A 26337-nucleotide genomic window follows, 5' to 3' on the forward strand; every position below is an offset into this window, starting at 1 on the left:
GGATTAGCCGTCACGTATGCTCCGGCGACATCCGCGACCTACCCGTATACCATACGCCAAGACGCATGGATGGGCAAGTCGGTGAAAATTTCGGCATAGTTGGTATACTTCGGCATACTTACGCATAAACTCACTTGAAAGGGTGGATTATTATTTATTATAGTTATAGTGTTGCGCCCGTCACAGGGCTCGACCTAGTCTTGCCAAAGGAGCTTGTATGGTAGCTTTGAACCTGCTCTATGTTTTTTCGCCAATCGTTTCCGTTGTCTTGGAAATAACAATTGTCATCCTGCTTGCGCTTATCCTGAAAGCTGTGAGGAAACCATCCTCTATACATGAGGAAACCGTGGAACCAGCAACTTCCGCAACATCGCTTCCTCCTTACGCAGTGATTTCAAACCCACCATCATCCGTGGTCTCCAAGGACGCGGAAATAGCGGCGGCAATTGCGGTCGCTCTCGATAAGTCAAAAAAATAAGGCGTTCAGCCGAAGGATCATCTGATGAAGAAAAAAGTCAAATTCATGTGTACGGCGTTCCGCGACGGGTTCCAGTCCGTCTATGGCGCACGTGTATTCACCAAAGATTTCATGCCCGCCGTAGCCGCCGCTCGTGAAGCCGGCATCACCCATTTCGAGGCTGGTGGCGGAGCCCGTTTCCAAGCCCTGTATTTCTACAGCAACGAAGACGCTTTCGCCATGATGGATGAATTCCGCGCCACGGCCGGTCCTAACTCCGACCTACAGACTCTCTCCCGCGGCGTCAACGTAGTCGGCCTGGATTCTCAGCCTCGCGATATCATCAAGCTGCACGCCGACCTTTTCAAGAAGCATGGAATGAGTACCATCCGCAACTTCGATGCCCTCAACGATGTCAACAATCTGGTGGACAGTGGTCGCTACATCAATGAAGCCGGACTGCGCCATGAAGTGACAGTCACCATGATGAGCCTGCCTCCCGGAACCACAGGAGCCCACGACCCTGACTTCTACGAGGGCGTACTCCGCAAGATACTGGATGCAGGCATCAAGTTCCAGTCCGTCTGTTTCAAGGATGCATCCGGCACATCAGTTCCCGCCATTGTTCACGAAACAATCAAGAGAGCTCGCAAGCTGCTGGGCAAGGACATGAACATCGTGTTCCACTCCCATGATACCGCCGGGGTCTGCATCAATCAGTACATCAATGCGCTGGACGCTGGAGCCGACCAGGTGGATCTCTCCCTGTCCCCCGTTTCAGGCGGAACCTGCCAGCCGGACATCATCACCATGTGGCATGCCCTGCGCAATACCGACTATGACTTGGGTATCGACATCAAGAAAATCCAGGAAGCCGAGCGCGTCTTCGAGGACTGCATGAAGGATTATTTCACGCCGCCTGAAGCCACCACGGTCAACCCAAACATCCCGTTCTTCCCCCTTCCCGGCGGAGCGCTGACTGCCAATACCCAAATGCTCCGCGACAACGGACTGATGGATCGCTATCCCGAAATTGTCGAGGCGATGGGCGAGACCGTCGCCAAAGGCGGCTTCGGTACTTCCGTCACCCCGGTGTCTCAGTTCTATTTCCAGCAAGCCTTCAACAATGTCATGTTCGGACCCTGGAAAAAAATTGCAGAAGGGTACGGCAAGATGGTACTGGGTTATTTCGGCAAGACACCTGTCGCTCCGGATCCTGAAGTCGTGAAGATAGCCGCCGAACAGATGAAACTTGAGCCCACCACGAAAAAGGTCGTGGATATCAACGATGCCGATCCCAAGAAAGGTCGCAAGGCCGCCATTGATGCTCTGAAGAACGCCGGAGTGCCGGAGACTGAAGAAAACATCTTCATTGCCGCGTCCTGCAAGGAAAAGGGCATCCTGTTCCTTACGGGCAAGAGCAAGGCCAATGGCATACGCAAGACCGATCCGGCCGAGGAAACTGCAAAGAAAAACGGAGAATACACGGTCACGGTCAATGGCACTGCCTATGGTGTCAAGATTGGCAAGGACGGTGTAGAGGTCAACGGCAAGACATATCCGCTTGACGTGGCATATGGCATTGATGCCGCCGCCATCGCCGCGGCAGTATCCGCTCCGGTAGTGGATGCTCCCGCAGTGGTTCCCTCCCCCGCAGTTTCCGCAGGCGTGACGGTGACCGGCGGTTCCGAAGTCAAGGCTCCGATGCCTGGCCTGGTTCTGCGCGTAGAGGTCAAACCCGGCCAGCAGGTCAAGAAGAACCAGCTCATCCTTGTCATGGAAGCCATGAAGATGGAGAACGAAATCTTCTCTCCCGTTGACGGTATAATCACATCTATCCCCGTTGCGGTCGGACAGCAGTTGAACACAGATGATGTGCTTGCCACCATTGGAGGTACGGCTTCTGCCACGCCGGCGGCCGCTCCTTCTCCAGCTCCTGTAGCTTCCGCTCCAGTCCCTGTTTCTGAGGCGGTGGTCGTTCCGGCTTCAGTAGTACCGGTGAACGTCACCGGAGGCACTCCGGTCAAGGCTCCGATGCCCGGTCTGGTTCTGCGCATAGAGGTCAAGCCCGGACAGAAGGTCAAGAAGAACCAACTCATCCTTGTCATGGAAGCCATGAAGATGGAGAATGAAATCTTCTCTCCTGCCGAAGGCACGGTAGCCTCCATCGCTGTTTCAGCTGGACAGCAGCTCGGTACTGACGACCTTCTGGTAGTCATCGCCTGAGCTTTTTGTCCCTTTTACACTCTCATGCAGGTTGCCGCCGGACATCAGGCGGCAACTTTTCTTTTTATTGACGCCAGGCATGTCCACGAGTATTCTTCATAAGACACTCCGGACGATGTGCCGGGAAAGGAGCCGAACGATGGATGACAGATTATTCGTAAGATACGCGGATCCGCTTCCTCCTGACTGGAGTCCTGATCCTGAACCCTTGCAGGAAGGTCCTGCTTGTGATGACGAGACATGTGATATCTGAGACTGCATACCTTGTTCCATGAGCCTGCTTCAGTTATGATGGCTTCATGGACAAGGAGGTTCACTGATGCCAAAAAGACCTGATTATATTTCATGGGATGAGTATTTCATGGGAGTAGCTCTTCTGTCCGCCATGCGCAGCAAGGATCCCAGCACACAGGTCGGAGCGTGCATCGTCAGTCCTGAGAAACGGATAGTGGGCGTTGGATACAATGGTTTCCCAAGCGGATGCAATGACGATGACCTGCCATGGGAGCGTGAAGGCGCTTTTCTTGAAACAAAGTACCCATTTGTCTGCCATGCGGAACTTAATGCAATCCTGAACAGCAGCGGTAACCTGAAAGGCAGTTCCCTCTATGTCGCTCTTTTTCCCTGCAATGAATGCGCCAAGGCAATCATCCAAGCCGGCATTGTGGAAATAGTCTACCTTTCCGACAAATACGCCGATACTGACGCTGTCAAAGCCTCAAAAAGGATGTTCGGACAGGCACAGGTCAGGCTGCGGCAGATTACACCTTCCGGAAAACGTCTGGTCATTGAACTGAAAGTCTGAGAGACCGCCCATGATGATTCCCGCATACTGAATCCTATATACTACTTTTTATTGTCCGGGGAATCCTTCAAAAAAACTGTTTATTCTCGCGGGTGCGTCGGTATTATCCTTGATGTATTTTATATACCCTTTTTGAGAAATTGGATTGAGGGAATCATACGTCATTGCCAGAGTAATCAGATTCAAAGTTCCGTTCTTGACTTGATTTGAAGCTTTATAGTAGCCATAGCCGTATAAAGAAAGCAGTATTGCCCCAATAATCAGAACCACAATAAAAACTTTTTTCATAGCCCTCTTCCTATAAGATACCAAACATTATTTATTAGAGGCTTATTACAATATAGCGTCGTTACGTGAAAAGCAATAAATATCCAGATTATTGTTTCCCTATGCATTCGTCGGGTTTCTTAGTAGTATCTAAGCACAGGATGCCGCAAAATCATTTGAGGAGAAACTCTTTCATGAAGAAAAAACTGACATTTACCATGGAGAATTATCTGGAGGCAATCTATGAATTGGCACCGGAAGGTCAAGGTGTCAGGCTGACGGATATCGCCGACCGCCTGGGGGTTTCCAAAGCAAGCGCCAACAGCGCCATGGGCTCCTTGATGGAAAAAGGCTTCCTGAGTTTTGAACCGTACAAGGAAATTTATCTGACGCAACGCGGTATCCACTTTGCCAAAGACACCACGAAAAAACATCATACCATCCTGGAATTCTTCACCAGTGCCCTGAAGCTGGACTATGAGACAGCCAATGCGGATGCCTGCGCCATTGAGCATGTAATCAGCTGCGATACCATCAACGCCATGCGACGGTACATGAACAAAGAAGAATGCTGGTGTCATGATGAAGAAACAGACTTCCTGATTAAACATCCGGAGACCGCCGGAAATACAGCAACAGCGGAAAAAGCTGAATAAAAGGTTCCCATCATGAAAATCTCAACAGTATCAGTCATCGGAGCAGGTGCCGTAGGCGGCTATTATGGCAGTATCTTGTCCGCGTCACTGGGACGGGAAAAAGTCAAGTTCATCGTAGATAGACAGAGAAAAATCCGGTATGAGAAGGACGGTATCCACATAAATGGGAAACGCCAGGATCTCTCCTTCATTTCTCCGCAGGAGACCGTGCCGCCGGTGGACTTGATAATCATTGCGACAAAGAATACCTCCCTGAATGAAGCGGTGAAGGCTATAAAAAACCATGTCGGGCCGGAAACTACCATACTCAGCCTTCTCAATGGCATAGACAGTGAAGAAGAACTTGCCTGCGCATACGGATCTGAAAAACTGCTTTATGGCTTCGTCACTGCCCTTAGCTCCCGTCATGACGGCAAGGACATCACAGTCACAGCACCGGGTCGCATTGTCTTTGGAGAAAAGGACAACATGCGCACTCCCCGTCTCACGGCTGTGGAACAGATACTTTCGTCAAGCGGCATCGAGACTGTCATTCCTGACGATATCCTTCATGAGCTCTGGCTCAAGTTTGCACTCAACACCATGTACAACTCACTCTCGGCTCTGACGCATGCCAGCCTGGGAGATATGAGAAATGTGCCTGAAGTCGTGAAATGTCTCAATGAGATATTCGCTGAAGTGACCATGGCAGGAGCAACACGGGGCGTCATCCTTTCGGAAAAGGACAGGGATGTCATCAAAAACATCATTGACCAGATGCCTCCCGACAGCTGGACTTCCATGCGGCAAGATATTGAATATGGGCGACCAACGGAAAACCGCTGGTTCTGCGGTACGGTAGCCCGCATCAGCAGAGAGAATGGCTTCCCCGCGCCGATGTGCCAGTATATCTTCACACTGCTTGATGCAGTGGATAAGGTTCGGCAGATACAGGTGAGGTCAAAACAGAAGCTGAACCTGCCAGCTTCCTGAAACCGCCACTTGGGTGTTCGTTATTATATTCATTCTTGTGTTCATTATTTCTTTGCTGCCTTTTCCTGGGCTTCCATCATGAGGGGAAGCAGCTTGTCAGCCGCTGGACAGACGGCCAAGGCGTCTTCCATGGCGGAACGTGACAATGGCGCCATTCGGGATAAAGAGACAAGCAAATTCTTATCAAGGACGCGGGCAGCAGGAACATTACGCTTCCGGGCAATATCATCCCGAACCAAGAAAAACGCGCGGGCAAAGGAACGCGCTGTCCGGGACAGGTATCTCCATCCGGGAAGTTTCTCCCATCCTGGCTTTTCAGGGCCTTTCGGAAGTGGAGCAAGCCGCATCAGCGCGGCTACCTTTTCTTCAAGCCCCGCTTTGGCAATTTCAGCGACCAGAGCAGAGCGCAGCACGAACAGATGTGCGACATCCTCAAGGGCATAGACAAGCTGGGAAGGAGTCAAGGGACGTTTCATCCAGTTGGTCATCTGGTTTTTCTTCTTCGAGCCCGATTTTTCCGATGAATCCGTAGATTCCGCGATCAAGGGAACATTCCGAGGAACATACTGTTCAATGAGTCCCGTAAGGTTGCCCATGAATCCCAAGGCCATCGCCATGACTCGCAGGTCACAGATGTTCCTAAGTTGAATGCCGTATTGCTTTCTCACCAAGGAAGCATCACTGGCACAATCGAACATAATCTTCTCAATGTCATCTGCCTCCAGAAAGGATTTCAAGGTTCTGGCAGAAACAATGAAAGGGTCAATCAGATAGAAGTCATGCCCGTCATAAAGCTGGATGAGGCAGAGATGTTCGCCATAGACATGGAGGTTAAACTCCCCCTCAAAATCCATTGCCACAAGGTTGATGCCCTTCTGTCTCCAGGTGTCCAGCAATGACAAAAAGGCGTCATCAGAGGCAATGATGGTATAATCGCGCATATCTTCTACCTTCCAAGGAAAACAATGAAAGTAATGAAAAACGTCCGCAGAGGAACCTGCGGACGCGTATGAATCATAAACCAATACTAGCGGGAACAGCCGGAAGAACCACAGCAACAACCGCCCTTGGCCTTCTTGAGGTTCTTCTCAAGGGTGTCAAGGAACGCGGAAAGCTCTTTGGGCAGATGAGTACCGAACTTCGGATAGTGATTGGCACGGATGTCCTCCACTTCCTTCAGCCAGCCATCCACATCTACTGACAGGAGAGTCTTCATAGTCTCCTCTGTCACGCCTTCAGGACGGTCGATGGCATCAGGAGTCGGCATGATGCCGATTGCTGTGTCAACGCTCTTGGCAGTGCCTTCACAGGCTTCAAAGACCCACTTAAGGACACGGCTGTTCTCGCCGTAGCCAGGCCACATGAACTTGCCGTCATCCTTGCGGAACCAGTTGACATAGAAAATCTTGGGAAGCTTCTCCGGAGCCGGAGCGTTCTTGCCAATATTAATCCAATGCTGGAAGTAATCGCCCATGTGGTAGCCGCAGAACGGCAGCATGGCGAATGGGTCACGGCGGATGGTTCCGGCAGCAACGTCAAGCGCAGCGGCGGTAACTTCGGAACCGACAATCGAACCAAGGAACACACCATGCTCCCATGAACGGCTCTGGTGTACCAGAGGGATGGTCTTGGGGCGGCGGCCTCCGAACAGGATGGCACTGACGGGTACTCCCTTTGGATCTTCCCAGTCGGAAGCAATGGACGGGCACTGGCTGGCTGGCGCGGTGAAACGGCTGTTCGGATGCGCGGCAGGCGGCTGCTCCTTGTTGTTCTTGTCCTGAATCCATGTATTGCCATGCCAGTCCGTAAGCGGACCGGGAGCATCGTAGCCGATTCCTTCCCACCAGACATCATTGTCCTCAGTGAGGGCAACGTTGGTGAAGATGGTGTTCTTGCTGGCGGCGACCAAGGCATTGTGGTTGGACTCATCACTGGTACCGGGCGCGACGCCAAAGAAACCAGCTTCAGGGTTGATGGCATAAAGACGACCATCGGAACCGAACTTCATCCAAGCAATATCATCACCCACAGTCTCGACCTTCCATCCGGGGATGGTGGGTACAAGCATGGCCAGGTTCGTTTTTCCACAGGCGGACGGGAAGGCGGCGGTGATGTAGCGAATCCTGCCTTCCGGGCTGGTAATCTTCAGGATGAGCATGTGCTCGGCCAGCCAGCCTTCATCACGCGCCAGAACAGAGGCAATGCGCAAGGCAAGGCACTTCTTTCCAAGCAAAGCGTTTCCGCCGTAACCGGAGCCATAGGACATGATCTCGCGGGTTTCAGGGAAATGGGCGATGTACTTGTGCTCCATCGGAGCGCAGGGCCATACGCCATTATCCGCCTCACCGTTTGCGAGGGGCTTGCCGACACTGTGCAGACAGGGGACATAATAACCGTCCGTTCCCAGGACATCCAGGACGGGCTTGCCGACGCGGGTCATGATCTGCATGTTGCAGACGACATAGGCGCTGTCAGTAATCTCAACGCCGACCTTTGCAATCTCGGAGCCGACAGGACCCATGGAAAAAGGAATGACATACATGGTACGTCCCTTCATGCTGCCCGTGAAAAGCCCGTTCAGCGTAGCTTTCAGTTCCTTGGGATCCACCCAGTTGTTGGTAGGACCGGCATCCTCCTGCTTCTCGGAGGCGATGTATGTGCGTTTTTCGACACGGGCTACGTCCGAAGGGTCGGAAGAAAAAAGCACGCTGCCAGGCTTCTTGGCAGGATTGAGACGAACGGCCAGCTTGCTATCCACCATCTCATTAATCAAGGCGTCGTACTGTTCCTTGCTTCCATCTGCAATCACAATGTTGTCCGGAGTCGTAAGAGCCGCGACTTCATCAACCCACTTTTTCAGACCAGCATGTCGAATTTCATTCAGTTTCATTGACATCTCCTTATGCTTGACCAACCGGCAAACTTACGTCCGCCGAAGATTACGTTCTTGTTCAAAGATATCCCTTTTCCCCGTTCTTTAGCAATATGACCCACGAACTTGACACGTTTCATGCGGAAGGTTCACAACATCCCACCATGATTGCGCATATAATTGCTCAGATATACGTCTGGAGGAACATCCTTGGGATAATTAAAGAAAAGATCAGTGAATCTTTTGAGTTTCTGTTGAAAACCATCCTTGCGCGGCTGACCGGTCTCCTGCTCCTCAATCAACCCGTACACGACTTCCTGGGCATTGGTCAGTTCATGGAGAGCTGTCTTGAGCCGACGGCTCAGGTCTGTGATTATCCGGCACATGTCGTCCGGATGTTTACGACTGAATTCCTTGAAATGCTCCATGTCAATTTCAGTCAAATCGGAATCTTCCATGGCTACCGCGGTCATGGTACGCGGTTCTTCCGCCAACAATCCCATCTCCCCGAACATCGTTCCTGGCTCCTTGATTTCCACTAACATGAACTGTTTTGGCGTACCATGGTCAAGGTAAAGGACAATCTTGCCGGAACGCAACTGGAACATGGAACGCCCTTCATCTCCCTGTTGATACAGGATCATACCTTCTTGCAGGTGTATGGTTTTTTCTTCCATGCTCCCTCCAGGGGAAGCCAGCGGATAATCCATGCTTCCCCTCTCCTTCATATATAGACCCAATATACAAAGAAGTACGATGTTCAGGCAAGAAAAGCCTCCGGGTATTGGTCGATGGTATAGGTCGATGCACTGACGGTGGTTGAATGAGATGCCTCGTCCCGTTATGATATGTCCGTACCTATGGATTGGAAGCGTACAACACGAGTACGGCAAAACCGCACGGAGAGGGAATGAAGCCGAAGGCGTAATTCCCGGTGATTCCGGGGTACAGGGAGCTGTCATGGAACTTGCCATGCCTGCGGGAAGCCTCCAGTCGGCTTTGCAGGCTTTTTCTAGTGGAGCGGATGCCGTTTACCTCGGCCTGAAAAACTTTTCCGCCCGTCGAGGCGCGACCAATTTCTCTTTCGGGGAACTGATGGTTCTGCGCCATCTGGCCGATAAGCAAAAAAAGAAAATCTACGTCACGGTCAATACAGTCATCACCGATGCCGAGCTGTGCCGTGTGACCAGCACGCTCCGGGCCATCGCCTTCATCGGTTGTGAGGGTGTCATTGTCCAGGACTTAGGTGTTGCCCGCCTCGTGCGCAAGGATTTCCCCTCCCTGCCCCTCCACGCTTCTACACAGCTTGCCGTCCATACCATAGAGGGAGTCAAAGCCCTCCAGGAACTCGGATTCTCACGTGTCGTCCTCTCACGGGAACTGACTCTCGATGAAATCCAGGTAATCAGAACCGCCTGCCCTGATGTAGAAATCAAGGTATTCATCCATGGGGCTGAATGCTATGGCTTCTCCGGACTGTGCATGGCAAGCAGTCAGCTCTGCGGTCGCAGCGCAAACAAAGGCGAGTGCGCCCAAATTTGCCGCACATGGTTTGAAGCAAAGAAAGACCCCTCCGTACCGGCTTCGCATTCACCGCTCCCGCCTGACAAGAAAAAAGGATGGTTCTTTTCCATGGCTGACCTCAACGGAACCGGTGCCGTCGCCCGCCTTCGGGACATGGGCATTGATTCTTTGAAAGTGGAAGGAAGAATGAAGAACCCCGCCTATGTACGCGCGACGACCCGCCTGTACCGAGCAATCCTCGACAAAGACTCATCCACCGATAGAGTGCAGGAAATGGAAGATGATGTCCTGGCCTCCTTCGGCCGCACCAACGGAGGAAGCTGGCTGGCCGCCTACGGCAGGTCGGGAGCAAAACCTGTGGACAGGCAGAGCGGTTCCGTGCTGACCCAAGGCATTCCAGGACATCAGGGACTGCCGGTCGGAACCGTAGAAGGTATCCACGAAGCATCCGGTACGCTCTGGCTCAAGATAGCACTAAGCCATGGCATATCGCTGCACGATGGACTCATGTATCAGATTCCCACAGACGGCACTCCGTATATCGACATCCGTTTTCATGTCGGAGCATTGGCGGACAGCCGTGGCAGACGTATTGTGGCCGCCTCATCAGGCTCTACCGTCCATGTCGCGCTCCTACGGGAAAACAGTGATGCGCTTCCCTGCGAAGGAACCATGGTATCCCTTGTCTCAGCGCATGACAGCACCCTCGCGCTGCTGAACGAAAACCTCCCACGGGCAAAACATCCCATCCCCATGACAGTGAAACTCGCTGATGGCTTCCTCACAATCCACACGGAAAATACCCGTGACTACCTTCCCCTATGGAACATCAACCGGACATATCCCTGTGACATCCAGAAAGCCCGCATTCCGCAGGATGCAGGGAAGAATCTCAGAAGCATCCTGGAGGCTTCTGATACCAGCTTCCTCACCTTGGGAAAACTCACCATTGAGAATCATACATCCCTGGCCGACCATGAAGTGTTCATGCCCTTGTCCGCCCTCAAGGAAATCCGCCGCCAGTGGTATGAAGCCCTTGATGCCGAGCTACAGAAGTGGCTGGAGGAAATCCCCGCCGTCGAAAGTGCCTCCCATCCCTCACGGCCAATGCAAAACAACTTTGCCCTGTTGCCCCCGCGCGTTCTTCTCAATGACCCTGTGACCGGAAATCCATGGATACGACCGGAAGCAGTATGGGCAGCCCTGGAATCCGGCGGGGATGTATCTTCCCTTCTTCCAGCAGTTGATGGAGTTTCCTATCTCTGCCTGCCCCCGGTGATGTTCACCGAAGCGGAAACAATGCAGTACGTGAATATGATTATGAGAGCCTTGGACGGATGCAAGGTCCGTGTCGGCTTGAACAACATTGGTCAGATTCGCTGGGCGGCACGGAATCCCGATGTACCTGTATTCTGCGATGCATATTTCTACCTTGGGAACCGGCAGGCGGCAATGAACATGGCTGAAAAACTACCGTCTCTGACAGGCGGCTATCATTGGCTGGAAAGCTCCACTCCTCCCGATGCCGCCTCATGGCCGTTCCCGCCGTCCTTGGTCGGAACAGGATTCGTCCCGCCCCTATTCATCAGCCGTAGTTGTTTCCGTCATGATTCCCTGGGTCTTTCCTGTTCAGGCTGCCCCCGCTCCGGTTCCTGGCATGTCACTCAGACTGGCAAGAAATACAAAGTGACGGTGGACACCTGCATCACCGTGGTAAGCCAGGCGGGTTGAGTCCGCAACAGGGAGGAACACAGTCCCTGCTCCGCTCTGCCAAGATAAAAGCATCCCCCGCATGCCGCACCCAGGCATACGGGGGAATCATCACGTACTGTTTAAAAAAGTTTATTTTCTTAGACCGAATTTCTCCGCGAAAAGCTCGGCATTCTGGATGGAACCGCCAGCTGCGCCCTTGACGATATTGTTGACCAGAAGTACGAACCCAATCTTCCGAGCCTGTTTCTTCACGCGACCGGTATAGACCACCATGCCACGGGGCTCGCCCCAGAAAGCCAACTTGGACTGGGGGAACCTGACCTCATCACTGTAGACAATCGGCTGAACCGGAGATGAAGGCAGATGAGGGAATCCCTTAAATTCATTCCAATCACGGATGACATCCTCGACATCCACCTCCTGTTCAAATTCTACCCAGACGCTTTCCATATGCCCGAAAATGACGGGAACACGGATGCAGTAAGCATAGACGGCAGGATTGATGTCCAAGATTTTCTTGATTTCCTTCTCAACTTTTTCTTCTTCCCCTCCAATGTAAGGGATGACGTTACCGCTGATATCCAACGCCGAGAGGCCGGGATATCCGGCACCGCTGATTGACTGATAGCTGCTGACCGAGATTTCCTTGATACCATACTTCTTCAAAGGCGCAAGAGCTACCGCAAGTCCAGTGGTCGCGCAGTTTGCATTGGTCACGACGCTTCCAATTGTGGGATACCCTTGGGAAGGAACCCAGTCGAGTTGTTCAGGATTAGCTTCAGGAATCAGGATGGGGATATTCTTTTCATAGCGCAGCGATGCCGCGTTGGAGAACACGTTGAAGCCTCGCCCGCGTAAATCCTTCTCTATGTCACTGGCGACTTCCGCCGGCAGGGCAGAAAAGACGAACCGGACATCCATTGCTTTCAAGGCATCAGGGTCATAGGCCTGGATGCGTACGTCATGCAATTCAGGAGGGAAATCAAAGGGAAGAAGCCAATGAACGGATTCGCTGTACGTATGCCCCACCCGGCGTTCCGAAGCAATGACAGCCGTAAGGTTGAACCAAGGATGCCGGGAAAGCATCCAGGTGAAGACTTGTCCGACCGCACCGGTAGCACCCAGCACGGCAACATTGATTTTCTTGTTGCTCATTGTATGTTCCTTTCCTCGGTACGTTGCAAAAGGTTGTTGTACGAGTGTTGAGGAATACAGTAGCGATTTATCTGAACAATTACAATGGTTTTTACACAAAAAAGTGATATAACATACAATATGTTAACATAATAACACAAATTTCATTATACTGAACTTTTCCATCAGAATCCGCTACGAATCATCACGAGTAATAATGTATCGCTTTACAGGAAATCAGTACAGAGGCCGGATTGGCTGTTCCCCTTTTCATGTGGGGAACTTTCTGCTCATTTCGGTTTGCCGGAAGAACGGAAATTGTTGGAAAATCGTCTTATCTTCGGCTCTTATCCAGAAATCATCAAAGACATCACCAGGGTAAAGGAAAACCTTACGTTCAAGAATCTTCCTCTCCCGTGATTTTCCTGGTCGCAAAATCCTTGATTGTGACCACCGCCGCCTTGAACCATTCGTACACCAGTCGGCGGATGAAAGAACGGGTATCAGGATCAAGCTCCTTGATGGCAGCCAACGCACTGCCGAGCTTACCCATGATGTCTTCCGTCAGATCCTGGAAAGTGACTGCCCCCGTAGCCTTCACCACGCTGTACAGAGCATCAATGAAACGCTCGCGACCCTCATCGTCCAACGATGACAACCACATCTCCATGGTTCTGTTGAATACCACGGCATCAGGACTCAAACCGTCCGCGACCACGAAGTCTCCTTCCGGCGATATCTTCCATGAAAAAGGATCGTGCTGGAGTATGCCCACCCTGCGGCTTCCGACGATGGTATATTCCGCCAGATTGTTATGAAGGAGCATGCCGATTATGGACGCATGAGGAACAGTAGCCTTGACCTTCTTCCACAGGGGATGATCCTTGAACTCCCTGTGGATGTCCTCATGGAAGCCCGGCCCGTCATGGTCATAGACGGCAATGATGTCCTGCTCCATACGGTCGGCACAACGGAGAGCCGCATAGACGGCCAGGTTGCCGCCCTTGGAATGTCCTCCTATCCGCAGAGGGCGTCCGATGAGTCCGTGAACATTCCGCAGATAGTCCGCCGCTTCCTCCTGTGAAGGAATAGGAGTCATGAACGCCATGTTGAAGTCTTCCTTCCATCCGATGAACGTAGCGTCCGTACCTCTGAATGCTACATAAGCCGTTCCATCTTCCAACAGGAAGGTCAGCGCCGAGAACTGTTTTTCCGTATCGACATCAAAGGAATTCACGTAATAGGCTAGCCCGACCGAAGCAAAACGATGGCTTTGACGGAGTACGGAGATCAACTCCCTGTTATGCTTCTCATCGACCGCCTGCTTGAAGAAATCATCAGGGATACCGGCCTCCAGGAATTCCGCAAGGCTGACAGGAGCAAGATTGCCAGCCGCCATCCCTTCCAAAGATGTTTCAAGCCCGGTGAAATTCATATAGGAAAGCTGGGACAGCACTAAGCTATCCACCTCAGTGAACGATTTTTCCGCAAAAGTCCTGTTCTCATCCCACGTATAGTCAATGATGTTCCTCATATGCATCCTCCCGTCCGGGAAACAATCTATGTTAATCGAGGATATCTTCTATGTATAGGATACTATGGGATGAGTGGTGACAGCTACTCCATGAGTGATGGATTTTCTTGACGCAACAGTCGTTTCACAGGAGAAGTTCCGGCAGAATACAAAAACGGCCTGCCATTTCCGGCAAGCCGCACATTGTGGAGGTGAAGGGAATCGAACCCACGACCTTTTGAATGCCATTCAAACGCTCTACCAACTGAGCTACACCCCCAAGTCGCACGGCATAGGATATAGGCGTCTGCCATTTTCGTCAAGAGCTTCGGACGATGAAGCCGCGCACCGCGCCCAGTAAAATGAAATGACAGGAAAAAAGACGGGAGGATAGAAAAGTCCAACTTTTTGTCCGCACCCCTCACCCAACTAAATTCTGAATCGATTCCTTTCATGCCTGTGAATCAATCAGCTCCATAGTTTCGCAGTTAGATGACAGAGAAGGAGGGAAGTAACTTCTTGTGAGGGAAGTAGCAAGAAGTTTTTTTTGCACTTTCCTGAAAACATTCATCAGTTTGGCATTGTGTGGCACTGTGAGGTATGATATGATTCTCCTCAGAAGAGGTGCCCGATGTTCATCAAGATAGTCCCCGAAAACAAGAGCGGACGCAAACGCCTGGCCTATTACTCCGGCCATCGCAAAAACGGCACGGTGAAGCACTCCCTCGTGCAGTGGCTCGGCTATCTGGACGAGCTCCAGGCGCTCTACGACGACCCGGTGAGCCATTTCAAGGCCGAGGCGAGACGGCTGACGCAGGAAGAGAAGGAGCGGCAGGTGTCCCTGAGCGTCTCGACGGCCGAGCATTTCCACTTCGCCCCTGGAGAGGGGACGGACTGCACGGACCCGGAGGTGAGGGCGGACAGGATCCTCAGCTACGGCGTCCTGCCGCTGCTGAAGCTCTACCACGAGCTGGAGATCGACTATTTCTGGAACAACAGGAGGCGCTACACCAAGGCGCTCTTCAACCACAACAGCATCTTCCGGCTGCTGGTGTGTTCGCGCATCCTGGCGCCGGACAGCAAGCTGGGTACCTGGCAGGCGCGCCAGAGGCTTGCCGGGGACGTGGCCTTCAGCGCCGACGACGTGTACCGCTCCCTCGCGTTCTTCTCCCGGCACAAGGACGCCCTCATAGACCATCTGGGGCGGATGGTGGAGCGGCAGTACGGGCGGGACACGGGCCTGCTGTACTACGACGTGACCAACTATTACTGGGAGGTGGACGCCGAGGACGAGCTGAGACGGCGGGGGGTGAGCAAGGAACACCGGCCCGATCCCATCGTGCAGATGGGTCTGTTCATGGACGCCGACGGCATCCCCCTCTCCTACGGCCTGTTCCCGGGCAACACCACCGACGTGGCCACCTTCCGCCCCCTGCAGCAGACGGGCCGGACCATCTACGTGGCGGACAGGGGCATGATGAGCGGGATGAACGTGGCCTCCATCCTGCTGCGGCACAGCGGGTACGTCATCAGCTCGTCGGTGCGCACCTGCACCGCGGAGCTGCAGGCCTTCATCCTGAAGCAGGAGGGCTACGTCCATGGTGCCGCCGATGGAGATTTCAGGTACAAGAGCCGCCTGACTCCGGTCGAGCGTTGGGTGACCGATTCCGCGACGGGCGGAAAGAGGAAAGTGACGGTCAACGAGAGGCAGGTGGTGTTCTTCAGCCGCGCCTACCAGCAGAAGGCACGCCACGAGAGGATGAAGAGCATCGAGAAAGCCCAGCAGGCGGCGGGCGGGGGGCAGAACACCGTACTGAACAACCATGCGGGGAGACGGTTCCTGAAGAAGAGCATCTTCGACGGGGCCTCCGGAGAGCGCGTGGAAGCTCCTGAGTTCTCTGTCTCCCTGGATACGGAGCTGCTACAGCGGGAGGAGGCGCTGGACGGCTATTACCTTATCTGCACCAACGTGGTAGGCACCGAGGAGGGGGAGCCCCCCTTCGCTGGGCGGGCCCGTTTCCGCAGGGACAACCTCTTCGAGCTGAACCGACCAGTGGACGACGTGGACATCATCGACATGTACCGGGGCCTGTGGCGCATCGAGGAATGCTTCCGCATCACCAAGACGCACCTGGAGGCCCGTCCGGTCTATGTGCGTACCCGCGACAGCATCGAGGCTCATTTCCTCACCTGTTTCGTCTCCCTGCTGCTCCTGCGGCTTCTGGAGAAGAGGACGGGGGGAACCATGTCCGTGGGCCGGATGGTGGATTCTCTGCGCCAGGCCCTGCTGGGCGACATTGAAGGGCAATGCTTCATGAACCTGTACTGCGACCCCGTCATCCAGGACATCGGCGCAGCCCTGGACATCGACATGAGCCGGAAGTATTACGCGAAAGCCGATGTGAGGGCACTTTTCGCGGCAGTGAAGAAGATCTGATGCCACACACATGAATGTTATAGCATCTTGTCAGTAACCCCTTGCATTAGAATGAGTACGGATGTTTTTTCGCTTTTTTAACTGCGAAACTCAGGATATTTCAAGACCTTTTGCTTTTATGGTAGATTTTACTTGTTTCGGCATAGGCACATGCCCCCTTTGCTACATAGCATATTTTATCACAATCAGCACATCCAAACAACGCTATATGCCTTAACTTGTATTCATCCATATAGTCAAGCAACTCGGGTTATTCAAGTTAATCTGACATGCTTTTGTAGCGTGCCCGGTCACTTTCGGGGATGAATTTGATTAGGTCGCGCAGCTTCACACGCACATCTTCGTAGTCCGCAATGTCTGCCCGCTCTAAATAATCGTTATGAAGAATCTGCTCCAGCAAATACTTCTGCTGGGCAATAGCCGGGATGGTGCCGTACTTGGAAAGCTCGTCCGCCTTGTGCATTACATCGTTCTTTGCCCGCTTGTAGCTTTTTTCGGCCAACATAGCAAGCTCAATCTGATAAATAAGTTGGTCAAACCGTGCGGCAGCGGCATCATCGCTCGACGGCAACACCAGTGACGCGATGTGCTCAGCAATCTGCAATGTATTCTCATAGGTGAGGGTGGCAAAATCACTCCCACTCAATGGTTCCTGGCGGCTTGCTGGTGATGTCATAAAGGACACGGTTCACTCCGGCCACCTCGTTGCAGATACGGCTTGCCGTGGTTTGCAGGACTTCAGGGGGGAAGCGATACCAGTCGGCGGTCATCGCGTCCTGGCTCGTCACTGCACGGAGGGAACATACCTCGCGATAAGTTCGCTCATCACCCTGCACCCCTACACTCTTTACCGGAAGCAGACAAGCCAAAGCCTGCCAGATATCACCATAGAGACCAGCCCTGCGGATTTCCTCCACGAAAATGGCATCGACCTCACGCAGGGTATCAAGACGCTCCTTGGTCACCTCCCCTATGCAACGGACGCCAAGGCCGGGACCGGGGAAGGGATGACGGTTGACCAGTTCCTCTGCCAGACCAAGTTCCATACCCAACTGGCGAACCTCATCCTTGAACAGTTCCTTGAGAGGCTCAAGAAGCTCCCATTTCAGATCGTCGGGAAGCCCTCCCACATTGTGATGGCTCTTGATGGTGGCCGACGGCCCGCCGCTCGGAGAACGACTCTCAATGACATCGGGATACAATGTTCCCTGGGCAAGGAATGAAATGTCCCCCAAGGAACGGGCGGCATCATAGAAAACATCGACGAACATCTTGCCGATAATCTTTCGCTTGGCTTCAGGTTCGGCAATCCCTTTTAGGGCATCGAGGAACGCGGTTTCCGCATCAACATATTCAAGACGCATGTTGAAGTGCTTACCGAACAAATCCACTACGTTTTGCGCCTCGTTCTTGCGAAGCATGCCATTGTTGACGAATACACAGACAAGCTGGTCGCCAATGGCTTTATGGATTAAGACCGCAGCGACTGAAGAATCCACGCCTCCGGACAATCCGCAGAGTACCTTGCGGTCACCGACCACGCTACGGATGCGCTCAACTTCAGTAGCAATGAAAGACTCCATGCTCCAGTCGGCTTTGGCTCCGCAGATATCCATGACGAAATTGCGGAGTACTGCCGTCCCATCGGTGCTGTGTACGACTTCAGGATGGAACTGCACTCCATAAAGGCGTCTGGCCTCGTTCTCGGCAACAGTCACCGGACAGTTCGGGGTCGAGCCTGTCGTCACAAAGCCTGTCGGAAGGTCAACGACGGAATCCCCGTGGCTCATCCAGAGCTGGGAGCCTTCCGGTATTCCGGCAAGAAGACGGGAAGTCTTGCCGGTGAAATGGTTGAGATGGAGGTGGGCAAATCCGTATTCACGGGCATCGGGTCGTCTTACGGTCCCCCCGTTCATGACACTCATTACCTGGAGGCCGTAGCAGATGCCCAGCACAGGAATGCCCAAGCCGTAGATACCGGCATCAGGTCGGGGAGAATCCTCGGTGCTTACGCTGGCAGGTCCGCCGGAAAAGATGATTCCGACAGGAGCCATTTTCCTGAGTTCTTGCGCAGATATGGTATACGGAACAATGAGGCTATATACCCCTTGCTCCCGTACCCGCCGTGCTATGAGCTGACTGTATTGTGCGCCAAAGTCGAGGACGACCACCGTGTCATGCTGCGTTGTATGCATAGAATCCCATCCTTATGAAAACTGATTGCCAAGAAACATCGTTTGCCAAAAACCACTGTCCGAGTTCCAACGTGCGCCTTCAACCCGCTCCAGGTGGATTCGCCATATCCATATCCACGCTTGTCTACCACCGCCATGCCTTGACTGGAGGATATGCCCTGATGACATATCGTGACAGCAAGGCTCCTCCAACCACTCCTGTTCCGCTTTGCAGCAGGTTCAGGGGAATTTCAGGGACGGCAGCGGCAAAACCAACCAGTAGACCTCCCCCCAGGAAATATCCTCCGGCCACTATGACCATGGACAGCAAGCCGGAAACAATGACGCCCGGCCATGACCAGAGGGCTTCAGTTTTTCGGATGCCCTCCTTACCATCCCTACGACATCCTTGGCGCAGGAAAGCCCGTGCCACGAGAGCCGTCACGGCACCTTGCAAGCCGTGGGTGATGAAGGAAACCGGTGCCCATTGGGCGAAAGGGCCAATCACATCAGCCAGAGCAGTGCCTAATCCGCCAGCCAGAAAAGCAGTCCAAGGACCGAAGGCATAGGCTGCAAAGCATACCGCTACATCGCCAAGATGAATGTATCCTCCAAGCCCGCCGATAGTCGGTATGCGCAAGGACGTAAATACAAAGGTCACAGCCCCCAGTACCGCTATAATCGCAGGAAAAAGTGCGCCTTTCCCGAAATTCCTTTGTTCCATGAAAAAGCCTCCCACTATCATATGCAGAGAGAATGAATTTTCCCGGCGGAGCTTTCACTCCCCGGCTCTAAAATCCCCCTCTCATGCATGCAGGAAGATTACGGCGAGAATTACAGGCATAATAATGGAAATGAAAAAATCAGTAAAGACACGCCATCCGCGAGAAAGCCGGTGATACGATGAACGGGGATTCGTCCTCCCCAGACCACGTAGCTCCAAGCTCATTGCAAGGTGCGGAATCATCTTCAAGGCAGTGACGAGAGTACTGGCCAACGTCGGCATGAAATCCGCCAGACGGGTGGCAAGACTGAGCTTCCTTCTGATTTCTTCAGGAGGCAAGCGAAGCAGATGAGCCTCCCTTACTTGTGTGAAAGTACGGGAGAAAAACGGAATGAAACGGAACACTAGAGTGATTACCAGTGCTGCCCGGTACGGAACCTTCCATGAACGCAGGACAAGAATAATCTCCTGCATGGGCGTTGTTCTAAGCAACAGTCCCCATGAGAAAGAAATTCCCGCAAAACGGGCGCAAAAAACCAATGTCCGTTCCAAGCCTTCCTTGGTAAGAACCACGACATCTCCTGCCATGAGCAGAGGAATCCCAGTCCTCCCATAAATGGGAGAAAACAGCAAGACCATCCCCATGATGAAAAGCAGCGGCTTGACCACTAACCGGAAGGAGCGGACGCCCATCGTCCCGACTACGACAACAAAAAGGAACAAGGCTCCCACCCAGAGGACATATGATGGCAGAGGCAGGAAGAAAGAAGCTGTCGTCATGATTGTCCCGAACAGCTTTGCGCGAGGATCCATCCGGTAGAGATATCCGCGGCCGGGAGCATAGAGGGAGACAGTCATACCACCTCCTCCAGCACACCGTCCGCCACCCGATAGACACGGCTGCAAATCCTGCTGACAAACTCCCTGTCATGGCTTACCAGCAGGATACCTGCCCCCTGCTCACGTAAGACCTGGACAAGGCAGAAAGCGTCGGCATAAGTCAGAGCGGCATCCGGCTCGTCCAGAACATGGAAAGGACGATCCAGTAGCCAGCAGACAGCCGCCTGAAGACGTTTGCGGGCGCCATAGCTCATCGTGGAGGGCGTGGCTTCCGCTTCCAACCGGAACAACGAACAGGCACGCAAGACTTTTTCCTCGGCTGTTTCCGGTCGGATGTCCTTTCTCCGGGAGAAGGACCATGCCAGTTCTTCCCTTACCGTGGGGAGGAAAATCTGGTGGTCAGGATTCTGGAACATATATCCTATGCTACCTCTCAGGAGTGCGGAATCCTGCCTGCCGTCGCACATGACGCTCCCCGCCACAGGCACGTCAAGTCCTGCAAGAACTCGGCAGAATGTGCTTTTCCCTGCCCCATTGTCCCCTATGAGGGCGACTGTTTCACCGGATGAAAGATGGAAATCCGACACGGAAAGATGAAAAGTCCCTGCGGATGATGCCCGCTCATGGCGGATGGACAATCCCGTGGCGTTCAAGACATGCGTGGCCTTCAAGACATGCGAGGCGGGGAAGTTTACGGCAGGGGACTTTTTAGTGGAGGACTCTCCGGTGGATGCCGCTTCGTCATCCGGTACAGGTTCCATGGGAACTGTCACGGAACGGCTTTGTCCGGACGGAGGCAAGGCTCCCCAGCCATGGGAAATCCTATAAAGGATTTCCTTTTCAGTCCCCGTCTCAAGGCATCCCTTGTCCATAACCGCCCATGTATCGAAATGGCCATGCCAGATGTCCAGAGGCCGCGAGGCAAATACGATGACCGTGCGTCGGGGATGGTTGAGATACTCCAGGAGCTTTTCCCGCCAAGAGCCATCAAGATCATCGAACGGCTCGTCGAGGACAAGTATCGGCGCATCTATGGCTTGGGTCACCGCCATCAGGAGACGCCGCCGTTCTCCTCCGCTCAGCTCATCGCCTCCGGCATCAAGCTGCTGTTCAAGACTCCAGTCTTTGACGCTGGCGGCAAGCCTTTCTTCCATGGCTCGGTTGTCCATCCCTAATGATTCCAGGGGGAAGACTATTTCATCACGACAGGACGTCGCCACAAGCTCCTCCGTGCTTTCATGGGCAACATAGGAGATGTCCTCCACCCGTGTCCATGGCGCCGCATCACCCATGGAACGACCTAAGATGGAAACCGAACCTTCCATATAGCCGGAGAAATAACGCGGGATGCAACCTGTCAGGATACGGGCGAGTGTTGATTTCCCGCTGTCAGGAGGACCCAGAACCACCATTTTACCCCCTTGGGGTAGTGAGAAATCCACATGGGTGAGAACTGGAGGGAAATATCTTGATGCATGGGAGTAGTCCTGGTAGGAAAAACTTATGTCACGGGCTTCCACTGCGGGAACTGACAGCGAGACATCCATGACAGAAACCTCATGCCTCATGCCGGGAAAGCAAATGCCGGTATCCTTCCGCCAGTTCACCATAGACCTGCGCCGTGAATTCCTTTTCAGCTTCCCTGGAAAAGTCGTGGGTTGGGACAGGAGGGCAGATATGCATGGTCATGACAGTCCGCCTGATGCCGCGGCGTTCCTCAAATGCTTTGCGCCCGCCACTAATGGCAATGGGAACAATGGTAGCCTTGGAACGAGTGGCTAGTTTCAGGCTCCCTGCCTTAAATTCACCCAGCTTGCCATCCTTGCTCCGCGTTCCTTCCGGAAAGACTACCATGGGTATTCCCCTGGTGATGTTCTTCACGCCTTCAGAGATGCTGGCAATGGAGCTTTTCGGGCTTTTTCTATCCAGCATCACGCAGTGAAGACCCTTCATATAGGAAGCAATGATGGGAATGAAGCTCAGTTCTTTCTTTGCAATGAAACCGGGGATGGTTCCAGAATAACCGACTACGGCAACGACATCAAGCAAGCTCTGATGATTGACTATGATGCACAAAGGAGTCCCCGCTGGCGGCATATTCTCCCGTCCGGTGGTATTCACACGTACATTGAGTCCGAACAATGCCCAGCGGGCGATGCCCAGGATACAGAGCCTGCGCCACGTTTCAGCGGCCTTCCGGGCGCCGAGAATCTGGAGTATGAACGCAGGGACAAGCCCGTACAGCACTGAAGCCAGGAATACAGGTATGATGACAATGACAGGAATAATCAGGCTCAAGGCTTTGCGCATGGAAGTCTCCCCTTATAATTTATAAGAAATCCTGGGCATGGACGAGTCGAGCATACGCACCACCCTTCTCCAGCAGATCATGATGGTTTCCTGACTCCGCGACATGTCCGTCTTCAATAACGAAAATGGTATCCGCATCTTTTATGGTCGTCAACCTATGAGCTATCACAATAGATGTGCGTCCACGGGACAATCGCTTGAATGCCCCTTGGATTAGGGCTTCACTTTCCGTATCAAGGGACGATGTCGCTTCATCGAAAATCAGGATGGCAGGATCCTTGAGGAACACACGGGCAATGGAGAGACGCTGCTTCTGGCCACCGGACAGCCGTACTCCCCGTTCACCTACCAAGGTATCGAGTCCTTGGGGAAGCTGGGAAATGAATTGTGAAAGGTTCGCGGCTTCCAAAGCAGCGTGAAGCTCGGCGTCGGTGGCATCACTCTTGCCGTAGAGCAGGTTCTCCCGTATGGAAGCATCAAAGAGATAGACGTTCTGCTGGACGAAACCGATGTTGTGACGAATCGATGTCTGGGACAAATCCTTCACATCCTGTCCATCAATGAGGATGCGTCCTGATGTCGTCTCATAAAAACGAGGCAGCAGGCTTGCAACGGTAGTCTTGCCCACCCCGGATTCCCCAACCAGCGCGGCAGTCGTACCGCCCGGTATGGTCAAGTTCAGACCGCGGAGGACTTCTTCTCCGTCCTCATAGGAGAAGTCCACATTTTCATAGCGGATCTCACCTGAAGAAATTTTCAAATCCTTGGCACCTTCTTTGTCAACAATGTCCGGCTGGACAGTCATAATCTCGGCAAAACGCTCGAAGCTCGCTATGCCAAGCTGTGCCTGTTCGGTGAAGTTGATCAGACGGTCGATCGGAGGCAAGACAATGCCCACGTAGAGGATGAAGGCGACAAGGTCGTAGCTTTCGACTTTTCCCTGAAAGATGAGGACAGCACCCCCGACAACGGTGAACAGGTAGTAGACGTTACGCAGGAATCCCATCATAGAATGGAAGCCTCCCATTACCGTATACTGCTGTGTCTTTCCCTCTTTGAGCAGGTCATTCACTTCCTTGAACTTATGGCTCTGCCATTTCTCCCTGGTGAAAGATTTGACTTCACGGATGCCCATCAGGGAGTTCTCCACTGATGCGTTGACATCAGCCACGGTACGCCGAACCGCCCGGAACTTTTCCTTCATCCTTCTGCCGTAGCGAATACCGTAGAACAGCATGACGGGAAGCGGAATAATGGAAATCAGCGCAAGGAGAGGATTGTAGGCGAACATGACAGCATAAGCGGAAATGATGGTGACCAGGCTGATCACCAAATCTTCCGGCCCGTGATGAGCCACCTCGGTAATCTCAAAGAGATCATTGGTAATACGGCTCATCAGATGCCCGGTCTTCACCTTGTCGAACCACCCGAAGGAGAGCTTCTGGATATGGTCGAAAAGATCGGCGCGCATCCGGGTTTCCATGCGCACTCCCAGAATATGCCCCCACCTGATGCGGATGTAGGTCATCAGCATGTCCAGCAGGTAAATGCCCAGCATGATTCCGGCGGTGGCAAGTATGGCGGTCAGGTCGCGTCCGGGAATATAGGTCTTGAGCAACTCCCGTGTCAGCATGGGGAAGACGACGGACAGCCCTGAAGATATCAGGGCTGCGCTCATGTCCACTACGAACAGTTTTTTCTGGGGGACGTAATAGGACAGAAAACGTCTCAGCATTACTTCTTCCCGCCGAACAGCCCCCGCAAGCGGGAGAAGAAACCTTCTTTTCGCGGCACTTCATCCTTGGGACGGGTGGTAGCCTCCGTAACTATGCGTCTGGCATCCAGCCCGGCTCCTCCGGGAACCGTCAGGTTTGGGCGGCGTGTCCGTTGCGGGGAAGCCGAGGAAGATGGAGCAGAAGATGAAGCAGCGGAAGTCTTCTGTGTTCTGGAATCCTCACGACGCCTGTCGCCTTGTGGTCTGTCGCCCTGCTGCCTGCCATCCTTGCGGACATTTCCTGTTTTTCGGGAAGCGTCGGCTTCGGAGGATTCACCGCCATATTGCTTCTTGTAATATGCCATCCGTTCTTCCAACGACATGTTCTTGATGTCAGCGTAGCTCTTGCCTCCCCGTGAGCGCATTGCCTGCCTGCTTCCAGCTCTCCCGCCGCCGGTTGGGGTTGTCGCAGCTTTCGCTCCGTCTTCCGCCACACGGGGTAGAGCCGCGGGCTTGCGGGGGGAGTCCTGTGCGCCCTGTGCAGGACGCTCCCGTTTTCCTTCGCGCTTTCCTTCCCGTTTTCCTTCGCTTTTTGAGCCGGAACGGGAGGACGGACCTCTTGTGCCACGGCGTCCTGTCCTGTTTCCACCGGGGATAGTCTCATGGGAATGTCCAGCATATTCCTCACGACTGACAAGCTGTCGGAAAGTCTTGCCCGCGCTCTTGTCCTCTACATCGGGAAGCGAACCTTCCTCCGGCCAGACTACGGGAATCTTCATCTGGATATAGTTTTCAATCGCCTCAAGTCCGTAGATGTATTCTTCATCGGCAAAGGTAATCGATTTGCCTGTCTTTCCGGCTCGCGCGGTACGACCGATACGGTGGACATAGTTTTCGAAATCTTCTGGAATATCATAGTTTACTACCAGTTGTAAATCATCTATCTGCAAACCGCGGGCGGCGACATCGGTAGCAACCAAGAACTTAATCTTGCCATCCTTCATCCTGTCAATGGTGCTGAGCCTTTTCTTCTGGGGCATGTCCCCCATCAAATACTCAGCCTTGTAACCATTGAGGAGCAGACGCTTGCAGACTTCTACGCTCTTGGCCTTGGTATTGGTAAAAATCAGGGCATTATCGGGATTTTCCTTGGTGAGCACCTGGAGAAAAAGCCTGAACTTCTCATCTTTTGAGATGTGGTACAACTCCTGCTGTATCTTGTTGACGGTGATTTCCTCCGGCTGGACTTCTATTTCCTCCGGACTGCTCATGTAGCTCCATGCAAGATTGCGCACCCGTGTACTCAACGTCGCGCTGAAAAGCATGGTCTGCCGCTCGCTCACAGGGCGCATGCTGCTGAACATCTTCTGGATGTCAGGATAGAAACCCATGTCGAACATACGGTCGGCCTCGTCAACGACAAAGGTATCGAACATGCGGAAGTCGAGTCTGCGCATCTTGTGATAGTCCAGAAGCCGACCGGGGGTTCCCACGTACAAATCGCATCCCTCGGCAATCAGCTTATCTTGACCACCGTAGCCCACGCCTCCGTAGAAACAGCCGACACGATAACCGGGCAATGTCGCGGACAGTATCCGCGCATCTTCCTCTATTTGGACAGCCAGTTCACGGGTCGGAGAGACAATCAGGGCGACCGGCAAGGATTTCTCAGCTTCAGGAGAATCTTTCGCGGCCTTGGCCCTTTCTTCCGCCGCCCGGACGTATTTCTCCAGGATGGTGATGAGGAACACAGCGGTCTTTCCGCTTCCCGTCTTTGATTGGATCATGACATCCTTGCCTGCAAGGGAAACCGGCAGCACGCGTTCCTGTACGGGCATGCAATCGGAAAAACCGGCTTGCCCGATGCCCTCCAGCACCGTATGGTGCAAGGGTAATTCAGTAAATTTCATAAATCTTCCACGCCTTAGTGAGTGAATATTATCAAGCGCGGACCGGAAGGATTCCTTACGACGCAAGGTGCATCCGTTCCTTTGTTCGT

21 protein-coding genes and 1 tRNA gene are annotated in these 26337 nt (G+C 53.2%); 7 read left to right on the plus strand and 15 right to left on the minus strand.

Annotated features, from left to right (window positions below; translation table 11 throughout):
* Nucleotides 1–217 precede the first annotated feature (217 nt).
* The 3 genes from SPICO_RS06705 (at nt 218) to SPICO_RS06715 (ending at nt 3488) form a co-directional block, all read left to right on the plus strand.
* On the plus strand, nt 218–478 hold the full coding sequence (locus SPICO_RS06705; protein WP_013739912.1) for a hypothetical protein: 261 nt from the start codon (nt 218–220) through the stop codon (nt 476–478).
* 24 nt (nt 479–502) lie between these two features.
* Nucleotides 503–2683, plus strand: a complete 2181-nt coding sequence (locus SPICO_RS06710) for a biotin/lipoyl-containing protein (protein ID WP_013739913.1) — start codon at nt 503–505, stop codon at nt 2681–2683.
* Nucleotides 2684–3002: 319 nt separating this feature from the next.
* On the plus strand, nt 3003–3488 hold the full coding sequence (locus SPICO_RS06715) for a deoxycytidylate deaminase (RefSeq protein ID WP_013739914.1): 486 nt from the start codon (nt 3003–3005) through the stop codon (nt 3486–3488).
* 48 nt (nt 3489–3536) lie between these two features.
* On the opposite strand, the gene SPICO_RS06720 is transcribed toward SPICO_RS06715, so the two are convergent.
* Nucleotides 3537–3776 carry a hypothetical protein gene (locus SPICO_RS06720; RefSeq protein WP_013739915.1) on the minus strand — a complete coding sequence of 80 codons (240 nt, stop codon included), beginning with the start codon at nt 3774–3776 and terminating at the stop codon, nt 3537–3539.
* A gap of 173 nt (nt 3777–3949) precedes the next feature.
* On the opposite strand from SPICO_RS06720, the gene SPICO_RS06725 reads away from it, so the two are divergent.
* Both SPICO_RS06725 and SPICO_RS06730 read left to right on the plus strand, forming a co-directional pair.
* Nucleotides 3950–4411, plus strand: a complete 462-nt coding sequence (locus SPICO_RS06725; protein WP_013739916.1) for a metal-dependent transcriptional regulator — start codon at nt 3950–3952, stop codon at nt 4409–4411.
* Nucleotides 4412–4423: 12 nt separating this feature from the next.
* Complete coding sequence (locus tag SPICO_RS06730) at nt 4424–5383, plus strand: ketopantoate reductase family protein (RefSeq protein WP_013739917.1); 960 nt, start codon at nt 4424–4426, stop codon at nt 5381–5383.
* Between the two features lie 44 nt (nt 5384–5427).
* Here the strand turns inward: SPICO_RS06730 and SPICO_RS06735 are convergent, their stop codons facing one another.
* From SPICO_RS06735 to SPICO_RS06745, 3 genes are all read right to left on the minus strand, one after another.
* Nucleotides 5428–6324 carry a ribonuclease D gene (locus SPICO_RS06735; protein ID WP_013739918.1) on the minus strand — a complete coding sequence of 299 codons (897 nt, stop codon included), beginning with the start codon at nt 6322–6324 and terminating at the stop codon, nt 5428–5430.
* A gap of 86 nt (nt 6325–6410) precedes the next feature.
* Nucleotides 6411–8279 (minus strand): phosphoenolpyruvate carboxykinase (GTP), encoded by a 1869-nt coding sequence (locus tag SPICO_RS06740; protein ID WP_281047926.1) that lies wholly within the window; start codon nt 8277–8279, stop codon nt 6411–6413.
* 125 nt (nt 8280–8404) lie between these two features.
* Complete coding sequence (locus tag SPICO_RS06745; RefSeq protein ID WP_013739920.1) at nt 8405–8965, minus strand: cyclic nucleotide-binding domain-containing protein; 561 nt, start codon at nt 8963–8965, stop codon at nt 8405–8407.
* A 133-nt stretch (nt 8966–9098) separates the two neighbouring features.
* On the opposite strand from SPICO_RS06745, the gene SPICO_RS06750 reads away from it, so the two are divergent.
* A complete protein-coding gene (locus SPICO_RS06750) occupies nt 9099–11510 on the plus strand; it encodes a peptidase U32 family protein (protein ID WP_052295847.1) in 2412 nt (803 codons plus the stop codon).
* Between the two features lie 111 nt (nt 11511–11621).
* On the opposite strand, the gene asd is transcribed toward SPICO_RS06750, so the two are convergent.
* The 3 genes from asd to SPICO_RS06765 form a co-directional block, all read right to left on the minus strand.
* Complete coding sequence (asd, locus tag SPICO_RS06755) at nt 11622–12647, minus strand: aspartate-semialdehyde dehydrogenase (protein ID WP_013739922.1); 1026 nt, start codon at nt 12645–12647, stop codon at nt 11622–11624.
* Nucleotides 12648–13023: 376 nt separating this feature from the next.
* Nucleotides 13024–14160 carry an Mbeg1-like protein gene (locus SPICO_RS06760; protein WP_013739923.1) on the minus strand — a complete coding sequence of 379 codons (1137 nt, stop codon included), beginning with the start codon at nt 14158–14160 and terminating at the stop codon, nt 13024–13026.
* 186 nt (nt 14161–14346) lie between these two features.
* A tRNA-Ala gene (locus tag SPICO_RS06765) sits at nt 14347–14419 on the minus strand.
* Nucleotides 14420–14770: 351 nt separating this feature from the next.
* On the opposite strand from SPICO_RS06765, the gene SPICO_RS06770 reads away from it, so the two are divergent.
* Nucleotides 14771–16576 carry an IS1634 family transposase gene (locus SPICO_RS06770; protein ID WP_013739924.1) on the plus strand — a complete coding sequence of 602 codons (1806 nt, stop codon included), beginning with the start codon at nt 14771–14773 and terminating at the stop codon, nt 16574–16576.
* Nucleotides 16577–16835: 259 nt separating this feature from the next.
* On the opposite strand, the gene SPICO_RS06775 is transcribed toward SPICO_RS06770, so the two are convergent.
* From SPICO_RS06775 to SPICO_RS09880, 8 genes are all read right to left on the minus strand, one after another.
* Entirely contained in the window at nt 16836–17252 is a 417-nt protein-coding gene (locus SPICO_RS06775; RefSeq protein ID WP_148229025.1) for a hypothetical protein, read from the minus strand.
* Complete coding sequence (guaA, locus tag SPICO_RS06780; RefSeq protein ID WP_013739925.1) at nt 17209–18771, minus strand: glutamine-hydrolyzing GMP synthase; 1563 nt, start codon at nt 18769–18771, stop codon at nt 17209–17211. The genes SPICO_RS06775 and guaA overlap by 44 nt, the downstream gene beginning before the upstream one ends.
* A gap of 124 nt (nt 18772–18895) precedes the next feature.
* Nucleotides 18896–19474 carry an ECF transporter S component gene (locus tag SPICO_RS06785; protein WP_013739926.1) on the minus strand — a complete coding sequence of 193 codons (579 nt, stop codon included), beginning with the start codon at nt 19472–19474 and terminating at the stop codon, nt 18896–18898.
* 81 nt (nt 19475–19555) lie between these two features.
* The gene (locus SPICO_RS06790) at nt 19556–20332 is read right to left on the minus strand and encodes an energy-coupling factor transporter transmembrane component T (protein ID WP_013739927.1); all 777 of its coding nucleotides are present in this window, start codon (nt 20330–20332) and stop codon (nt 19556–19558) included.
* On the minus strand, nt 20329–21861 hold the full coding sequence (locus SPICO_RS06795) for an ATP-binding cassette domain-containing protein (RefSeq protein WP_013739928.1): 1533 nt from the start codon (nt 21859–21861) through the stop codon (nt 20329–20331). The genes SPICO_RS06790 and SPICO_RS06795 overlap by 4 nt, the downstream gene beginning before the upstream one ends.
* A gap of 10 nt (nt 21862–21871) precedes the next feature.
* Nucleotides 21872–22624, minus strand: coding sequence for a lysophospholipid acyltransferase family protein (locus SPICO_RS06800; RefSeq protein ID WP_013739929.1), 753 nt, complete (start codon nt 22622–22624; stop codon nt 21872–21874).
* Nucleotides 22625–22643: 19 nt separating this feature from the next.
* Nucleotides 22644–24359, minus strand: coding sequence for an ABC transporter ATP-binding protein (locus tag SPICO_RS06805; protein WP_013739930.1), 1716 nt, complete (start codon nt 24357–24359; stop codon nt 22644–22646).
* Nucleotides 24359–26248: a DEAD/DEAH box helicase gene (locus SPICO_RS09880; protein ID WP_013739931.1), complete on the minus strand. Its 1890-nt coding sequence runs from the start codon at nt 26246–26248 to the stop codon at nt 24359–24361. The genes SPICO_RS06805 and SPICO_RS09880 overlap by 1 nt, the downstream gene beginning before the upstream one ends.
* Nucleotides 26249–26337 lie beyond the last annotated feature (89 nt).

The sequence above is a fragment of the Parasphaerochaeta coccoides DSM 17374 genome (genome assembly GCF_000208385.1).
Classification (GTDB): domain Bacteria; phylum Spirochaetota; class Spirochaetia; order Sphaerochaetales; family Sphaerochaetaceae; genus Parasphaerochaeta; species Parasphaerochaeta coccoides.